This is a genomic window from Streptomyces sp. SM10, assembly GCF_002910915.1.
GTDB lineage: Bacteria > Actinomycetota > Actinomycetes > Streptomycetales > Streptomycetaceae > Streptomyces.
On record NZ_NEUF01000095.1, the window covers coordinates 29,239 to 45,845 of the forward strand.

At 73.0% G+C, this 16,607-nt stretch carries 8 protein-coding genes and 1 tRNA gene; 7 read left to right on the plus strand and 2 right to left on the minus strand.

The genetic code is table 11. The annotated features are described in order from the left end of the window. Nucleotides 1-160: 160 nt before the first annotated feature. Both B9S57_RS14085 and B9S57_RS14090 read left to right on the plus strand, forming a co-directional pair. Nucleotides 161-2,818 carry an AAA family ATPase gene (locus B9S57_RS14085; protein ID WP_103515913.1) on the plus strand — a complete coding sequence of 886 codons (2,658 nt, stop codon included), beginning with the start codon at nt 161-163 and terminating at the stop codon, nt 2,816-2,818. A gap of 51 nt (nt 2,819-2,869) precedes the next feature. Continuing rightward, a tRNA-Pro gene (locus tag B9S57_RS14090) sits at nt 2,870-2,943 on the plus strand. A 230-nt stretch (nt 2,944-3,173) separates the two neighbouring features. Here the strand turns inward: B9S57_RS14090 and B9S57_RS14095 are convergent. Then, the gene (locus tag B9S57_RS14095) at nt 3,174-4,202 is read right to left on the minus strand and encodes a mannose-binding protein (RefSeq protein WP_103515914.1); all 1,029 of its coding nucleotides are present in this window, start codon (nt 4,200-4,202) and stop codon (nt 3,174-3,176) included. Nucleotides 4,203-4,646: 444 nt separating this feature from the next. Between B9S57_RS14095 and B9S57_RS14100 the strand changes: the two genes are divergently transcribed. The 4 genes from B9S57_RS14100 to B9S57_RS14115 all read left to right on the plus strand — a co-directional run bounded on the left by B9S57_RS14100 (nt 4,647) and on the right by B9S57_RS14115 (nt 11,478). Continuing rightward, nucleotides 4,647-5,486, plus strand: coding sequence for a type VII secretion system-associated protein (locus tag B9S57_RS14100; protein WP_103515922.1), 840 nt, complete (start codon nt 4,647-4,649; stop codon nt 5,484-5,486). Continuing rightward, nucleotides 5,483-6,772 (plus strand): RICIN domain-containing protein, encoded by a 1,290-nt coding sequence (locus B9S57_RS14105; RefSeq protein ID WP_103515915.1) that lies wholly within the window; start codon nt 5,483-5,485, stop codon nt 6,770-6,772. Before B9S57_RS14100 ends, B9S57_RS14105 begins: the two co-directional genes overlap by 4 nt. A 147-nt stretch (nt 6,773-6,919) precedes the next feature. After that, a complete protein-coding gene (locus B9S57_RS14110; protein WP_103515916.1) occupies nt 6,920-10,237 on the plus strand; it encodes a right-handed parallel beta-helix repeat-containing protein in 3,318 nt (1,105 codons plus the stop codon). After that, nucleotides 10,234-11,478, plus strand: a complete 1,245-nt coding sequence (locus B9S57_RS14115; protein ID WP_103515917.1) for a S8 family serine peptidase — start codon at nt 10,234-10,236, stop codon at nt 11,476-11,478. Before B9S57_RS14110 ends, B9S57_RS14115 begins: the two co-directional genes overlap by 4 nt. 85 nt (nt 11,479-11,563) lie before the next feature. On the opposite strand, the gene eccCa is transcribed toward B9S57_RS14115, so the two are convergent. After that, nucleotides 11,564-15,544: a type VII secretion protein EccCa gene (gene eccCa / locus B9S57_RS14120; RefSeq protein WP_103515918.1), complete on the minus strand. Its 3,981-nt coding sequence runs from the start codon at nt 15,542-15,544 to the stop codon at nt 11,564-11,566. A gap of 452 nt (nt 15,545-15,996) precedes the next feature. On the opposite strand from eccCa, the gene eccD reads away from it, so the two are divergent. Further along, nucleotides 15,997-16,607 (plus strand): type VII secretion integral membrane protein EccD (gene eccD, locus B9S57_RS14125; RefSeq protein WP_103515919.1); only part of this gene is annotated, 611 nt, incomplete at its 3' end.

Here is a 16,607-nt window from a genome sequence, read left to right on the forward strand (position 1 = left end):
CGCGCGTTGCGCGCCCGCCCCTCCTCGTCGCGGTCCCTGCGTGATTCGTCCACCCCCCGATTGTGCCTCGCACCTGCGGAAAACCACGCGAACCCTGTCCGCGAGCACCCGCGCGCGGATAGGCTCGGACCCCTCCGCAACCACCCTGGGAAGGGGAGGCATGAAGCCGTCCCGGCCGTTGTACGAGCGCGAACCGGAACTCGCCGCCGCAGCACAGGCGGTGGACGCCCTCTGCGGCGCACAGAAAGCCGGCGGGCTGCTGGTCTTCAGCGGAGAAGCCGGTATCGGCAAGACCGCGCTGCTCGGCGAGATCCAGACGATGGCCGCCGACCGCTGCACCGTGTGGTCCGCACGCGGCGGCGAGACGGTCACCTCGGTGCCGTTCCACGTCGTACGCCAACTGCTCCAGCCCGCGCTGGACCGGTTCCCCGCCGACGAGATCCGCGCCCTGTTCGGCGACTGGTTCGACAGCGCCGCGCCCGCTCTGGGCCTGGCCGACCCCAGCGGCCCGCAACCCGACCCCCAAGGCGTCAGGGACGGTCTCGACCACGTCGTGTCCCGGCTCGCCTCCCGGCTCAGCCACCGGCCGCTGCTCCTGATAGTGGACGACGCGCACTGGGCGGACGGCGAATCCCTCGCCTGGCTCTCCGGCTTCACCGCTCGCCTCTCCGAACTCCCCGTGCTGGTCGTCCAGGCGCACCGTCCCCAGGAACTCGCCGACCGCGACGCGGACTGGGCCCTCGCCCGCACCACGGAGAGGGCCGCCGCCCCGGCCCATCCGGCGCTGATCCGGGTGGCTTTGCGCGCGCTCACCCCCGAAGCCACGGCCGACCTGGTGCGTGCCGGTCTTGGCGACCACGCGGACGACCCGTTCTGCCGCGAGGTCTGGGCCGTGACCGGGGGAAACCCGTACGAGGCGGTCGAACTCGTCGCCAAGGCGCAGGACCGTGAACTGGCTCCGATCGAGGAGTCGGCCGGGCTCCTCCGTGAGCTCGGAGCGGCGGCCCGGGGCAGCGGCCTCGTCGCCCGCCTCGAACGCCTGGGCACCAACGCCAACCGCTTCGCCTGGGCGGCGGCCGTGCTCGGCACCGAGATCTCCCAGGAGCTCGCCGCGACGCTCGCCGGCATGAGCTCCGCGGAGGCGGCCGACTGCACGGCGCGCCTGCGGGACGCCCGTATCGTCAGCGGCTTCGACCCGATGGAGTTCGTCCACCCGCTCATCGCCAGCGCGGTCTACCGATCCATCCCGCCCGCCACCCGCACCGCCATGCACGGACGGGCGGCCTGGGCCATCACCCAGGCGGGGCTCGGCGCAGCCGCGGCCTCCCGCCATCTGCTCGAAGTCCACCCGGACGACGACCAGGAGCTGGTCGCACAGCTCCGCGAGGCGGCACGCCAGCACCTCGCGGTCGGCGCACCCGAGGCCGCCAGGCGCTGTCTCGAACGCGCCCTGGACGAACCGCCGCGCCCCGACGACCGTGCGGCCCTGCTCTACGAACTGGGCTGCGCCACCCTGCTCTCCTCGCCGGCCACGACCGTGCAGCACCTGCGCGCCGCGCTCGACACACCCGGCCTCGACGAGACACTCCGGATCGACGCCACCTTCCGGCTCGCCTCCGCCCTGTCGCACAACAACCAGCTCAAGGACGCGGCGCTCTCGCTGGCCGCCGAGGCGTCCCGCACCGCTCCCGGGCCCGGCCTGATGCGTCTCCAGGCCGCCCACTTCCTGTGGGAGGGCATGCAGGCCTCCGAGGACGACGGGCCCGGACGTTCGGCCCGGCTCGCCCGCAACGCCGACCACCTCAAGGGGCGCGACAACGCGGAGCGCGCCCTGCTCACCCTGCGGGCGTTCGACGCCATGCTCCGCGGCGAGAACGCCCAGATCGTCGTCGACTTCTGCGAACGCGCGCTCGTGGACGGCCGGCCCGCACGCGGGCTCGGGTGGACCGACACGGAGTGGGGCTTCGAACTCCCCACGATGGTCGGCATCACCTACGCCTTCACCGACCGGACGGACCGCGCCGAGCAGCTCTTCAGCGAAGCCGTGCGCGCCTTCGAGATCTCCGGCTGGAGCGGCGCGCACCTCGCCTTCGCGCACACCCTCCTCGGACTCGTGCACCGACGCCGCGGCCGCCTCGCCGAGGCCGAGGGCTTCCTCCGCGAGGGGCTGCGCCTCGCGGACCGCGTCGGCAGCGGACTGCCCGTCCACTGGGATGCCGCCTGCCTCCTCGTCGACACCCTGCTCGCCCGGGGCAGGACGGCGGAGGCCCGGCTGGTTGCCGACCGGTACGCCTTCGGCCCGCCGTACCCCACCGCCATGGTCCTGCCGGACGCCCCGTGCGTACGCGGACGGCTGCTCCTGGCGGAAGGCCGCACCGAGGAGGCCGTTGCGGAGCTGGAGTCGGCCGGAGCGGCGCTGGAGCCACGAGGCCGGTTCAACGGCGTCTGGGCACCCTGGGCGGGCGATCTCGCCCGCGCCCTGGCCGACAGCGACCCCGTCCGGGCCGCCCAGCTCGCCACCCGCGCCCGCGTCCACGCGGAACGCTTCGGCACGGACACGGCGATCGGCGAGGCCCTGCGCTGCGTGGCCCTCTTCGCGCCCGCGGAGGAGGCCGGACAGCTGCTGGCCGAGTCCGTACGCCACCTCGAGGCATCCTCCTCCGCCTACGAGCACGCCCTGGCCCGATTCGAGTACGGCATCGCGATCAGCTCCCCGCAGGAGATCGCCCGCGCCCAGAAGCTCGCCACCGCGTGCGGCGCCGAAGGACTGGCGAACCGCGCCCAGCAGGTACGGGCGTCGATCCGGTCCCCGGAGTGAGGTAATGTTTGTCCTGCGCAGCCCCCCGGGGAACACCGGGAGGAAACGCATCGGGACGTAGCGCAGCTTGGTAGCGCACTTGACTGGGGGTCAAGGGGTCGCAGGTTCAAATCCTGTCGTCCCGACTCGTGAGAGTCGCAGATCAGGGCCGGTTGTCGGAGAAATCCGAGAACCGGCCCTCGGTCGTTCTCCAGGGCCGGCTCCTCGCCGCGACCGCGGGTGCGGTGGATCCATGCCGGTTCTCGGAGTGATTCAGGACCGTCCCTGCCCCGCACGTCCGGGAGCGAGGGCGGAGCCGGGCACGGGAAGTGCCGATGCCCTGCTCACGCGGTGGCACGACGGCAGGTGCCCGGTCTCAGGTCGACCAGATGACACGCCCGCCGTCCACGACGGCCACCTTGGCGTCCGCCCGCAGAACCAGTTGGGCGCCCGGGTGGTCGTGGGTCTTGGAGGCCCAGATCGGACGGTCGTCACCGTTGTGGATGACCAGGTTGCCGTCGGGCTGGAAGATCGCCCGGTGGTTCTCGCCGAACGTCATGGAGGCCCAGATCGGCTTGCTCTCCTCGTTGAGGACCACGAGGTTGCCGTCGGGCTGCATGACCATGCGGATCCGGTTCGTCGTCCAGGCCTGGTCGACCTCCAGGACGCTGGGCGCGGAGACGGTCACCGTGGTCCAGTCCGGCTTCGGGGCCGCCTTGGGCTCCGGCTTCTTCGAGGGGGCTCTGCTGCTTGCCTTCGGCTTCGGCTCCGGCTCGGGCGCGGGTGCGACGGGCGCGGGGGCGGCGGCCTTCGGGGCCGCCGTCCTCTGCGGTTTCCCCTTGTCCGGAGTGGGGGCGGTCGTCCCGGCCACGTAGTCGTCGATGGCCCCGGCTCCGGACCTGGGGCCGAGCACGGTGTCGGCGCTCCCCGCGGCCGGTCCCTGGCCGGAAGGGCCGTGCCTGTCGTCGTTCGCGCTCCCCACCAGCAGGAGGGGAACAGCGATCAGGACGGCGCCGAGGACGGCGGCCCCTGCCAGCATCGGTGCGCGCGGCCGGCCACCGTCGACGCCGGTTCCGGTCCTCGTCCGCGGCGCTGCTCCCGCGGCCCTTGCCGCTCCGGTCTCCGGCTCGGGCGCCCCGGTGGGGCCGGTGGTCGTCCGGGAGGGGTCGGCCGCGGTGTCCCCCGCCGGTGTGCTGCCCGGTTCTGGTTCCGGCGCCGGTGTGGTGCCCGGTTCCGGTACCGCAGCCGGTGACGTGCCCGGCTCGGCTTCCGCCTCGGGGGCGGAGCCCTGGCTCCGTGAATCTCCTGCCGGCGGAGAGGACCGGCCAGAGGGGCCGGATTCCTGCTCGTCGGGGGCGGCGGCCGCTGCCGCGTTCGAGCCGGGAGCGGGGTGCTGGGGGGACATGCGTCACTCCTCATCGGGGGCGGAGCCCGTCGGTGGGCAGCTGTCGGTCCTGATGAACGCCGGTCACTTCTGAAGGTGTTGATGGCCGGGCGGGCCTGCCCGGTACGTTCCTGGGCCACGGACGCCCTGCCTCCCCGGCGTCCGGGCCGGAAGGCTTCGTACGCCGAAGAGGCCGATGGCGCACACAAGGTAGCCCGTCGTAGGGCGACGGCCGGCCTCCTGGCCCCGAACGACCTGTCGCTTTGTCCGCCTGTGCCTCGCTGATCCCGGAACGTTCTCTGTTCGGGCAGCAAACGGACATGTGGGTGCCCGATACGGACTCCGGGCGGACGCCCAGGGGTGGGGCCGGTGTGACATCCTGTTGACTCGGTTTGATCAGTTTCGCCGTGCGCTCATGACGCGCGGCACCCAACGATTCGTACGGACCCAAGAGTTCAGGTGGAGATGCGGCCCGGAGAGCGGCAACAGGGCGGTCAGGACGCGCCGTCCGTCGCGCCGGACGCAGGCAGTCCCTCCGCTGATGGACCATCACCCACGCGCGCCAAGGAGCCCGCTGAGGGTTCCTCACCCGTTGCCGCGGGTGCCCAACCGCCCGGGATACCCGAGGCCGTGAGGGCTGCGGCCCGTCAGGCTCCGGGGCACTGGATCGGGGTGGTGGATCCGGAGTGGACCGAGGGACCGACTCCGCCGGAGTGGGCGGTGCTGGGCGAGTGGCAGTCGGACGACGACGGAGGCGTGGGGGAGTACCGCGCCAACCCCGCGTACCGGCCCTCGGCCCGGATGCTCGACTGGCCGGAGCCCACCGACCCGGTGGACGCCGCAGCCCAGCGGGCCGCCACCGGCTACGGCTCGGTCGAAGCGGCGCTGGAGGCCCTGGCCGCGGCCGAGGTCACCGTGGTGCGCGGACCCGACGGAGGGCCGCTGACGGCCACCGGGCAGGACGGGGCCCCCGTGGTGCTGTTGTTCACCTCGTCGGCACATGAGTTCATGTCCGGGGCACTTCGCCATGACACGCTGCCGGCAGCGGAACTCGCCCGTTCACTCAGCGTCTCCGGCACGCTGCTGATGGTCAACGCCGCCGCGGCGGCACCCTTGCTCGTCCCGGCGGACAGTCTGCTCGGCCCCGGCCGCGGGGTGGGCGGCGAGAGTGCCCCGGCCGAGGAGGCGCCCGCACACCTTTCCGGCGCGGTGCTCCGCACCGGTGCTCCGTCCGCGGACCCTTCCGCGGACGGAGCCGACAGCCCATCCGAACCCTGGCCCCACACCACAGGGAGAACCCCGTGACGCGTTCGGCTCAGCAACCCCCCGCCTCCCCGCGGGCTCGCGCGGAGTCCGGTCCCGAGAGCGAGGAGGCGGCCGCTGCCGCCCTCGCCGAGTCCACGCCGCAGGCGAAGCCGGCCACCTCCGAGCCCGAGCCGGAGGCCACGTCGGAGGCGGCGCGGGCGAGGATCGGGGCGGACACCGAGGCCGAGACGGCAGCGGCAAAGGAGAAGCCGGAGCCCGGCACGCCGGCCGGTGAGGCCGGGAAGAAGGCAGGGGCGGGCGGTACCGATACCGCCGAGTCCGAGTCCGAGTCCGAGCCGGAGTCCGAGCCGGAGTCCGAGCCGGAGTCCGAGCCGGGGTCCGACTCCCGGTCCGGGTCCTCCGGCGGCCGGTCCGAGACCGACCCCGACTCCGGTGCCACCGCAGCCGCCGAGAGCCGGCTGCCCGCGCTCGTGCGCACCATGACCGCCACCGCGATCGGCCGGCCGCAGCAGACCGGGCCGGTCGGACGGCCGGGCAAGGCCGTGCTGGCAGGAGCTGCGATAGCAGGCGCGCTGCTCGTGTCGGTGCCGTTCCTGGTGCTCGCGACGGACGACGGCAAGGACCCCGACCAGCCGAAGACGGCAGCCGGAACCGTGCTCACCGGCAGCGGGCAGGAGGCGCCGGGTGAGTTCGCGGTTACCCCGACCGAGCCCGGTGACCCGGGCCCGAGCGACGGTGCGAAGAAACCCGTCACGGACGAGAAGCCCGCACGGGAGGCCCCCGGTTCGGCTCCGGCGCCGGACACGGACACGGACAAGACGGAGAAGACGCAGAAGAAGGACGACGCCGAGAAGCCGGCCGCACCGAAGAAGCAGAGCACCGAGCAGAAGTCCGGCAGCACCCAGAGCAAGCCCGCGCCCGCTCGTCCGGCAGTCACCCTCAGTGCCCCCGTCTCCTTCCACAGCCAGCTGTCGGGACGTTGCATCGACGTGCCCGGCCACGACTTCAGCGACGGGAAAGCGCTCCACATGTGGGACTGCAACAACGCAGCAGCCCAGAAGTGGCAGTTCGCGTCCGACGGCACCATCCGCATCCAGGGCCTGTGCCTGGACGTGGCCAACGCGAACTTCAGCGACGGGACCGTCATCCAGATCGCCCGGTGCAGCGACAACCCCGCCCAGAAGTTCGCCCTGAACGGCAGTCATGACCTGGTCAATACCGTCGTCGGCATGTGCGTCGACATCGCGGGGGCCAACAGGGACAACAGGGCTGCCCTGCAGCTGTTGAAGTGCTCGGGCAACCCCGCCCAGAAGTGGAACACCTGACCGGAACACCTCGGCACCGGGAGTACCGCTCCCGGAACCCGCACGTCCCGGGGCGAGGCATGATGGCACCGTCGGCTCCCCGACACGCGTCCCCGGCGAAGAGGGGGACGCTCGCTGAAGACGTCGCCGTAGCAAGGAGGTTGGTGCGTGTCGCGCCAGGTACTGTCGGTCGGCCCTGACAGCCGGGACCGCTACCGGACGATCGGTGAGGCACTCTCTGCCGCCCGTACCGGTGCGCTCATCAGCGTCCGGCCCGGGACGTACGCGGAGAACCTCGTGATCCACACGAGGGTCACCCTCACCGCCGCCGAGGGGCGGGGCACGGTGGAGATCCGGCCGCGGTCGGGCAGTGTCGTCGCGCTGCGCGCCGATGCCGTGATGCTCTCCGAGCTGACCCTGCGCGGCGGCGACGCCGAGCTGCCGGCCGTGGACGTGCGGCGCGGTCAGGCCGCGCTGGACGGCTGCGAGGTCGTCGGCGCCGCCTGGACCGCGATGCTCGCCGGAGGAACGGGCTCCCTCGCGCTGCGCGACTGCCGGGTCAGCAACCCGCAGGGCGCCGGCATCGTGGTGACCTCGAACGAGCCCACCACCGTGGAGTCCTGCACCTTCGAGCACCTGGGCACCAGCGGCCTGGTCCTCGCGGAACAGGGAGAGGCACGCATCCGTGACTGCACGGTGCGCGGCGCCCGTGGCAACGGCCTGCTCGCCAACGGCGAGTCCCGCGGCAGCGTCGAGGACTGCGACATCTCCTCCACGGACAAGCCCTCCATCGCCCTGGAGGGGGACAGCGCCGTCTCGGTGGTCCGCACTGTGGTGCACGACACCAGCACCGGCGTGCACCTGAGCAGCACGGGCCGCGCGACGCTGGAGGACGTCCGTGTCACCGGTGCGTCGGGGAACGGGATCACGCTGGCCGGCGGAACCGACCCCGTCCTGCGCCGCTGCCGCGTCTCGCGCACCCGCGGCCACGGCATGCTCGTCACCGACCGGGCGCGCGGCACCTTCGAGGACTGCTGGGTGGACGGCGCGCAGGGTGCGGCTGTCCGCGTCGCCGGGGGCGCCTCCCCGGCGCTGACAGGTCTGACCGTCCGCGACTGCGACGGCGCGGGGCTGCTCCTGGAGGAGGACTCCGCACCGGAGCTGGACCGGCTCGAGGTGATCGGCGGTGCCCCAGCGGTCGCGGTGCGGGGCGGCGCCAACCCGCTGCTGCGACGTGCCCGGCTGGTGGAGCCCTCCGGTGACGGCATCGCGGCCACCCGGGATGCCCGGGGCCGCGCCGAGGACTGCGAGATCGTCCGGCCGAAGGGAGCGGGTGTGCGTGTGGCCTCGGGCAGCACCCTCTACCTGGCCGGAGGCGGGGTGTCCGACACCGTCACCAGCGGCCTCGTCGTGGAGGACGGGGGCAACGTCACCGTCCGCGACTTCCGCGTCGAGATCTCCGGTGAGGAGGGCGTGGTGGTCGCCGCCGGCGGCGAGCTGACCGCCAACCGCACCGCGGTGCACGCCCCCAAGGGGCACGGCTTCCTGCTCCGTGAGGGCTCGCTCGCCTCGCTGAGCGGCTGTGAGGCCACCGGCGGTGCCCAGGACGGTTACCGGGTGGAGTCCACCGCCCCGGTCTCCCTCGTCAACTGCCTCGCCCGTGAGAACGAGGGCGGCGGCCTGGTGCAGACCGCCCCCGGCGAACGGCTCGCCGTGGAGGGCCTGAACAGCGTCGGTAACGGCAAGCGTGACGCCTGGGGCACCGGCAGCGCGGAGAACACCGACCCGGCCGGCGCCGGCGCCGCGGACGCGCCCCCGCCGGACCGCGCGGACGGCCCGCTCGGCGCCCTCAACGCGCTGATAGGCCTGGAGAACGTCAAGCAGCAGGTCGGCACCCTCGTCAACCTGACCCAGCTCGCCCAGCGCCGCGAGCAACTGGGCATGTCCGCACCGCCGATGAGCAGACACCTGATCTTCGCCGGTCCGCCCGGCACCGGCAAGACCACCGTCGCCCGCCTCTACGGGGCGATCCTGGCCGAGCTGGGTTCGCTGCGCAGCGGACACCTGGTGGAGGTCTCGCGTGCCGACCTGGTCGCGCAGGTCGTCGGCGGCACCGCGATCAAGACGACCGAGACCTTCCAGCGGGCCCTCGGTGGCGTGCTGTTCATCGACGAGGCGTACACGCTGACCGCCGACAGCGGCAACGGCGGGGCCGACTTCGGCCGCGAGGCGGTGGACACCCTGCTGAAGCTGATGGAGGACCACCGTGACGACGTGGTGGTGGTCGCGGCCGGCTACTCCCGGCAGATGGACTCCTTCCTCGGCTCCAACCCCGGCCTTGCCTCCCGGTTCTCACGCACCGTCGAGTTCGAGAACTACTCGGTGCCCGACCTGGTCGCGATCATGGAGAGCATGTGCGCCCAGCACCAGTACGAGCTGGGAGAGGGAACCGCGGCGGCACTGGCCGCACACTTCGGCGCCATGCCGAGGGACGAGGGCTTCGGCAACGGCCGTGCCGCTCGCGGGGTGTTCGAGGAGATGGTCGACCGCCAGGCGGTCAGGCTCTCCACACAGGCACAGGTCGGTGAGCACGACCTGCGGCTGCTGCTGCCCGAGGACGTCTCCGTCGCCGCCGCCGCACAGGCCGGCAAGACCGCCACGCCGGCCGACGACCCGCTGACCCGCCTCGGCGACATGATCGGCCTGGCCGGGGTCAAGCGCGAGGTGGCGGACCTGGTCAACCTCATCACCACGGCCCGTCACCGGGCGGCAGCCGGGCTTCCGGTCCCCTCGCTCAGCAACCATCTCGTCTTCACCGGCCCGCCCGGCACCGGCAAGACCACCGTCGCCCGTCTCTACGGAGAGGTCCTGACCCAGCTCGGCGTACTCGACCGGGGCCAGCTGGTCGAGGCGGCCCGCGCCGACCTGGTCGGCCGGTACATCGGGCACACCGCCCAGCTCACCCGCGAGGTCTTCGAACGGGCCCGCGGCGGCGTGCTGTTCATCGACGAGGCCTACACCCTGACCCCACGCGGCGGCGGTGCCGACTTCGGCCAGGAGGCGGTGGACACCCTGCTGAAGCTGATGGAGGACCACCGCGACGAAGTCGTGGTCATCGTGGCCGGCTACACCGACGAGATGGAGCGGTTCCTCGGCTCCAACCCGGGCCTGGCGTCCCGGTTCCCGCGCCGGATCGCCTTCGCCGACTACTCCTCCGAGGAGTTGGTCACCATCGTGCGCGCCCAGGCCTCGACCATGGGGTACGAGTGCGGACCCGGTACCGGGCCGCTGCTCAAGGAGTACTTCGACGCGCTGCCGCGGGACCGTTCCTTCGGCAACGCCCGCCTGGCCCGCCAGGTGGTCGAGTCGATGGTCACCCGCCAGGCGGGACGGCTCAGCTCGCTGGCCGCGCCCACCCTGGACGACCTGCGCATCCTGCGCCCCGAGGACATCCCGGCTGCCGCACCGAAGGTGGCTCCCCAGTGAGGCCGCCCGCCCGCGGGTCCGGCCGCCTGCTCTCCGGCGCAGGCCTCGCCGCCGCCCTGCTGCTGCCCGCCGCCCTGCCGGCCCAGGCCGCGCCCCTCTCGCGTGTACCGGCGGCCGACGGCGAGAAGGGGCAGGAACTGCCGGGGATGCCCTCCGTACTCGACGCGGAGGCCGACCGGGCGGCCTGCACACCCGCTTCACGGGAGAAGGCGAAGAAGCAGGACTGGTCGCGCCAACGCCTCGACCTGGATCGGCTCCACGGGCACAGCACCGGCCAGGGCATGACCGTCGCCCTGATCGACACCGGTGCCGCCCCTGACGCGGCCGGGCTGAAGGGCCGGGTCTCGGCCGAGGGCACGGCCGGTGACGACTGCGTCGGGCACGGTACGTTCCTGGCGGGGCTGATCGCCGGGAACGGCGGCGGCAATCCGCGTCTGGCGGGCGTCGCCCCGCAGGCGAAGATCCTGGCCCTGCGCGGCACGGACGAGCGCGGTCGGGCGAGCGCCGCTCTCGTGGCGCAGGCGCTGAAGAAGGCGACCGACGCCCGGGCCGACGTGATCGCGGTCGCGGTGGCACTGCCCCGCCGGGACGCTGCGGTGACCCGGGCGGTGAACGAGGCCCGCGGCGCGGGCGTGGTGATCGTGGCCGCGGCGACCCCGGACCCGCCCCGGAGCGGCGGCGACGAGATCCCGCCGCGCACCTACTGGCCGGCGGGTGAACCCGGTGTCCTCTCGGTCGCCGACATGCTGCCCGCCGGCATCCGCCCCGACGAGTCCCTGCCCACCGACGGCATCGATCTGGTCGCACCCGGCGTCGGGGTGGTCTCCGGCGGCCCGCGCGGCGACGGCCACTACCTCGGCGCGGGCGCGTCGGTGGCCACCGCCTACGCCGCCGGGGCCGTCGCCGCGGTGCGCGCCGCCTACCCCGGTGAGGCACCCGACGACGTCGTCCGCCGCCTGACGGCCACCGCCTACCCCGCCGGCATCCCCCAGCTGGACCCGTACGCCGCAGTCACCACGGTGCTCGGCGCCCCCGGTGCACCGCCCGTTGGCGAGCGGGCCTCGGAACCCGTGACCGTCCGCGACACGGCGGCCGCCGACCGCGCCACCGGCCGTGCCACTCTCCTCGCCCTCCTGGGCTCCGCCGCCGTCCTGGCCGTCCTGTGGGCGGGATACGCCGTCACCCGGGCCCGCGCCCGGGGCTGGCGTCCGGCCGGAGCCGGCGGAACCGGACCGCGCTGAGCTGACGCCCCGGCCGTCACAGGAGACGACACGGCGCCCTCCCGGATCCTTCCGGGAGGGCGCCGTCGTCGCGTTCGCCGGTGGCCTACTGCCCCTGGCTCTCCTCCACCAGCGCCGTCTGCATCAGGCGGGGCTTGCGGCGGGCGATGTGCAGGGCACGACCCGGGGGCAGGTTGAGGGGCTTCGCGTCGCCGAAGAGACGGCCTTCCGTGGGCGGGCAGGACAGCAGGACGGCCGGGTTGTTGGCCTCGTCGAGACGGCGGATCAGACCGTCGCTGAGGCCGCGGCCGACTCCCATCGCGCTCCTGGCGACGACCAGGTGCAGGCCCATCTCGAAGCCGAGGGTGAGACTCTCGAAGAGCGGCTCGAACGGGCTCTGGAAGGAATTGCCGGAGACCATGTCGTAGTCGTCGACCAGGATGAAGAGGCGCGGGCCGGTCCACCAGTCGCACCGGCGCATACGGGACGGTGCGATGTCCGCCCCGGGCACACGGGTCTTCAGGGCGCGGGCCGCGCCGTCGATGGTCTCCTTGAGATTGTCCAGGGAGATCACGTGCCCGATGCGGTACTCCTCGGGGACGGCGTCCACCAGGGTGCGGCGGTAGTCCACCGCGATGATCTTCGCCTCGTTCGGGGCGTAGCGGGCGGTGATGCCCTGGGTGACGAGGCGCAGCAGGTTGGTCTTGCCGCTCTCCGTGTCGCCGACGGTGATCAGATGCGGCGTACGGCTGAAGTCGTGCCAGACCGGCTCCAGGGAATCCTGGTCGATGCCGAGCGGGAGACGCATGCCACCGCCCTCGGTGGCCTCGGGCGCGGGGAGTTCGGCGAGCGGCAGGCGGTGAGGCAGCATCCGTACCTGCGGCGCCTGTGCCCCGGACCAGTTCCGGGAGACCTCGGCCACCAGGTGGGCGACACCTTCGCCGAGGTCGTCGAGGGAACCGCTGCCGTCCAGGCGGGGCAGGCCCGCGAGGAAGTGCATCTTGCTGTCGGCGGTGATGCCCCGGCCACCGCTGCGCGGCACGGAGCGCGCCTTGCGGGTGTCGATCTCGGAGTCCATGGGGTCACCCATCCGCAGTTCGAGACGGGTGGCGGCCTGGTCACGGACCTGGGCGGAGAGCTCCACCCAGCGGGTGGTGGTGATGATCAGGTGGATGCCGTAGTTGAGGCCGCGGGCGGCCAGCTCGTTGAACTTCGGGATCAGCCCGTCGTAGTCCTGGCGGACCGTGGACCAGCCGTCGACCACCATGAACACGTCGCCGAAGGGCTCGTCGGGGAACTCCCCGGCGGCCCGGCGGCGGCGGTAGGAGTTCATGGAGTCGATGGTGTGGTCCACGAAGAACTGCTCACGCAGGGCGAGCAGCGTCATGACCTCGGCGACGGCCCGGTGCACCCGCTCCGGGTTGAGCCGCGCGGCGACGCCGCCGACGTGCGGGAGGGCGGCGAGCTGCGAGAGGCCGCCGCCGCCGAAGTCGAGGCAGTAGAACTGGATCTCGGCGGGGGTGTGGGTGAGGGCGAGCGCGGTGATCAGTGTGCGGGTGAGCGTGGACTTGCCGCTCTGGGAGCCGCCCGCGACGGCGACGTGTCCGCCGGCTCCGGAGAGGTCCACGACCAGCGGGTCGCGGCGCTGCTCGAACGGCTTGTCCACGAGGCCGACCGGCACCCGCAGCCTGCCGGTGCCGGACCATCCGGCGGCGCTGAGGCCGCGCTCCGGGTCCGGGGCGATGCCGCGCAGCAGGGCGTCCAGCGGGGAGGGCTCCCTGAGCGGAGGCAGCCACACCTGGTGGGCGGCGGGCCCGGAGTCACGCAGGCGGTCGAGGGCGACGTCGAGCAGGGCCTCCTCGTCCCCGCTCTCCTCGGTCTCCGGCTCGGGTTCGGCCAAGGGCGCCACCACGCGCGGCACCACCCAGCCGCTGGTCCACGGCACCACCTGGCTGGCCACCCGGGCCTGCACCACCGCACCCGTACGGCGCCGGTACGTCCCGGAGGAGTACGCGGCGCGGAACCGGGTCAGCGCCTCCACACCGGATTTCAGGTAGCCGCTGCCGGGCTGGGCCGGCAGCTCGTAGGCGTCCGGTACGCCGAGCACCCCGCGGCTCTCCATGGCGGAGAAGGTGCGCAGGCCGATGCGGTACGAGAGGTGGCTCTCCAGCTGGTGCATGCGCCCCTCGTCCAGGCGCTGGGAGGCGAGCAGCAGGTGCACCCCGAGGGAACGTCCCAGGCGGCCGACCATCACGAACAGGTCCATGAACTCACGGTGCGCGGAGAGCAGTTCGCTGAACTCGTCGACCACCACGAACAGGCTGGGCAGCGGGGCGAGGTCCGCCCCGGCTCCACGGGCCCGCTCGTACTCCAGCGCGGACGTGTAGTTGCCCGCGGAGCGCAGCAACTCCTGACGGCGGATGAGTTCACCATGCAGGGCGTCCTGCATGCGCTCCACCAGGGCGACTTCGTTCGCCAGGTTGGTGATGACGGCGGAGGTGTGCGGGAGTTCCTCCAGGCCGAGGAAGGTGGCGCCGCCCTTGAAGTCGACCAGGATGAAGTTGAGTGTCTCGGAGGAGTTGGTCAGGGCGAGACCGAGGACGAGGGTGCGCAGGAGTTCACTCTTGCCGGAACCGGTGGCTCCGATGAGCATGCCGTGCGGGCCCATGCCGCCCTGCGCGGACTCCTTGATGTCGAGCTCGACCGGACGCCCGTCCACGCCGACGGCGATCGGCACCCGCAGCCGGCCGGAGCCGGTGTTCCGGTCGAAGAGGGTCTTCGGATCGTGCCGGTGCAGGTCGGGAATGCCGAGCAGTGTGGTCAGTTCGACGTCGGAGTCCAGCGGCTGCGCGATGTCGGTGCCCAGACTCATACGCCGTGACGTGAGCAGCCGGGCCAGGGACTCCGCGCCGAGCGGGCCGAGCCGGTCCGGCCGGCCGAGCGGCACGGAGCGCTCCTTGCGGCTGCGGTCCGTGCGCACCAGGCTCACCCGGTCGCCCCCCACGGTCAGCCGCAGCGTGTTGCGTCCCGGGCGCCAGCGCAGCGACCCGGAGACGTCCAGGGCCAGGGCGTTGCGGTAGCCGTGCGCCTCCCAGCGGTGGCCCTCGGGGACGGTGACACCGTCCAGGACGACGACCGTGTAGGGCTCGTCGCGGCCGGGGCGGGCGTCCGGGTCGAAGTCGGGGCGCTCCGCGAACTCGGCGCCCAGCAGGTCGTCCAGCTCGGCGATGTCGGCGGTGATCCGTCGCACCTGGCCGGCGCCGTCCTCCTCGTGCGGATCCAGCACGTGCGGCAGCCACTTCGCCCACTCCCAGTCGGGCCGCCGCTCGTCGCTGACGCAGAGGGCGATCCACAGTTCCTCAGGGGCGTGGAACACCGCGAGCTGCCCCAGTGCGGCGCGCACCAGGGCGCGTACCGCGTCGGCGCCGGGGGCGTCCGCCCCGCCGTTCTCCTCACGTGACGGGGCGCCCGCCTCGGGGCGCACCAGGATCCGGGCCGAGGAACGCAGATAGAGGCCGAGTGGCTGTTCGGGGATGGTGGAGTAGGCCCGGATGAAGCGGCGCAGGGCGTGTGCGCAGAGAGGTTCGAGGTCCTCCACCGGCCGGGTGGAGACCGGTTCCAGGGTGAGGGCGAGCTGCTGCTCGCCGACCGCCAGACGGACCTCGCCGAAGTCCTCGTCGGCCGGGCGGCGTTCCCAGAGACGGGAGGTGCGCGCCAGCGAGCGGAGCGACCGGGGCTCCGGGTGGCGCCAGGCGAGTGCCCGCTGCTGCTCCGCGATGGTGGCCCTGACCCGCTTGCGGGTCTGCGCCAGATAGCGGAGGTAGTCGCGGCGTTCGCCCCTCAGGCGCTGCTTGCGCTCGCTGGAGCGGCGCATCAGCTGCCCCAGCAGCATGGCACCGGCGGAGAGCGCCATCACACCCATGGCGAGATACATGAAGACGCCGTTGCCGCCGCCGGGCCGCAGGAACATCAGCATCATGGACACCGACATGAGCGCCATCGGCAAATAGGTCCATATCGCCGAGGTGTCCGGGACGGTCTCGGCGAGGACCGGCGGCTCCTGGAGCGTCAATTGCCCTTCGGGCATCTCCGGACCGCGGCGGCGGGCCGGACGGCGAAACAGCACCACACTCAAGGAACAGAACCTCCGGTTATACGGCATTCCGGCCCGTACCGAATACCGGAGCACCCGGTAGTGGGAAAGACCGCACCGCACTGATTCTCCGGGTGCCGCATGCCGCGGTGAACGCCGGGTGAATGTTTCGGGCGGACAGCAGGGGAGGAGCAGCTCCCCGAGGGGCAATTGCATACCGGATAGAGAGTCCGGTCCACAATACGACCCGGTGGTCGTAGGCAGTAGTCTGCATTCACGGAACGCGAACTGTCCACGCGGGAGCGGTCGTCGCGGTGCGTGGCGGCACAATTGCACGCCCAGGCAGGCGTTCCCGGCCGTACGGACCTTCCGTACTGTTCGCACGTCCCCTCGTCCGGGGGGACCCCACCCTGTCAAAGCCCCCACAGAAGCCGAGAGTTCAGCTGATGACCGACAGTGCGGTGGCCGAGTCGTGCCGCCTGACCGTACGCGCGCCGAGCGTCACCGTTGATCTGGCCGTGCCCGCCGACGTACCGGTCGCCGACCTGCTGCCCACGCTGCTGCGCTACGTCGGCCAGGAGGTCGAGGAAGCCGGCCTGGACCACGCCGGCTGGGTGCTCCAGCGGCTCGGCGACGCGCCGCTCGACGAGGAGACCACCCTGGCCGGCGCCGGTCTTTCCGACGGCGCCGTGCTCCATCTGCGCCCGCACACCGAGGCGTTGCCCGAGGCGCGGCTCGACGACCTGGTGGACGGGATAGCCGACACCGCGGGCCGGCGGCTGCACACCTGGCATCCCGGGGCGGCCCGTGGCCTGCTGGTGGGCACCTCGGTGGCGACCGTGGCGGCCGCCCTCGTCCTGGTGTTCTGGCCGGGAGTGAGCGGCTCCGCCTCCTCCCGGGCCGCGTGCGCGGCCGTCGCGGGACTGCTCCTGCTCGCGGGCGCAGGCTCCGCCAGCCGTGCCGTCGGCGACCGCCTCTCCGCGACGGCGCTCGCCCTGCTCGTGGCCCCGTGCCTGGCGCTCGCCGGCTGGGTGCTGCCCGGCGGAGACGTGACCGG

Bases quoted from the DNA above. Each gene is read 5' to 3' on its own strand.
- B9S57_RS14085 (WP_103515913.1), top strand. From the start codon at position 161: ATGAAGCCGTCCCGGCCGTTGTACGAGCGCGAACCGGAACTCGCCGCC.
- eccCa (WP_103515918.1), bottom strand. From the start codon at position 15,544: ATGCCCGAAGGGCAATTGACGCTCCAGGAGCCGCCGGTCCTCGCCGAG.
- B9S57_RS14100 (WP_103515922.1), top strand. From the start codon at position 4,647: ATGCGGCCCGGAGAGCGGCAACAGGGCGGTCAGGACGCGCCGTCCGTC.
- B9S57_RS14095 (WP_103515914.1), bottom strand. From the start codon at position 4,202: ATGTCCCCCCAGCACCCCGCTCCCGGCTCGAACGCGGCAGCGGCCGCC.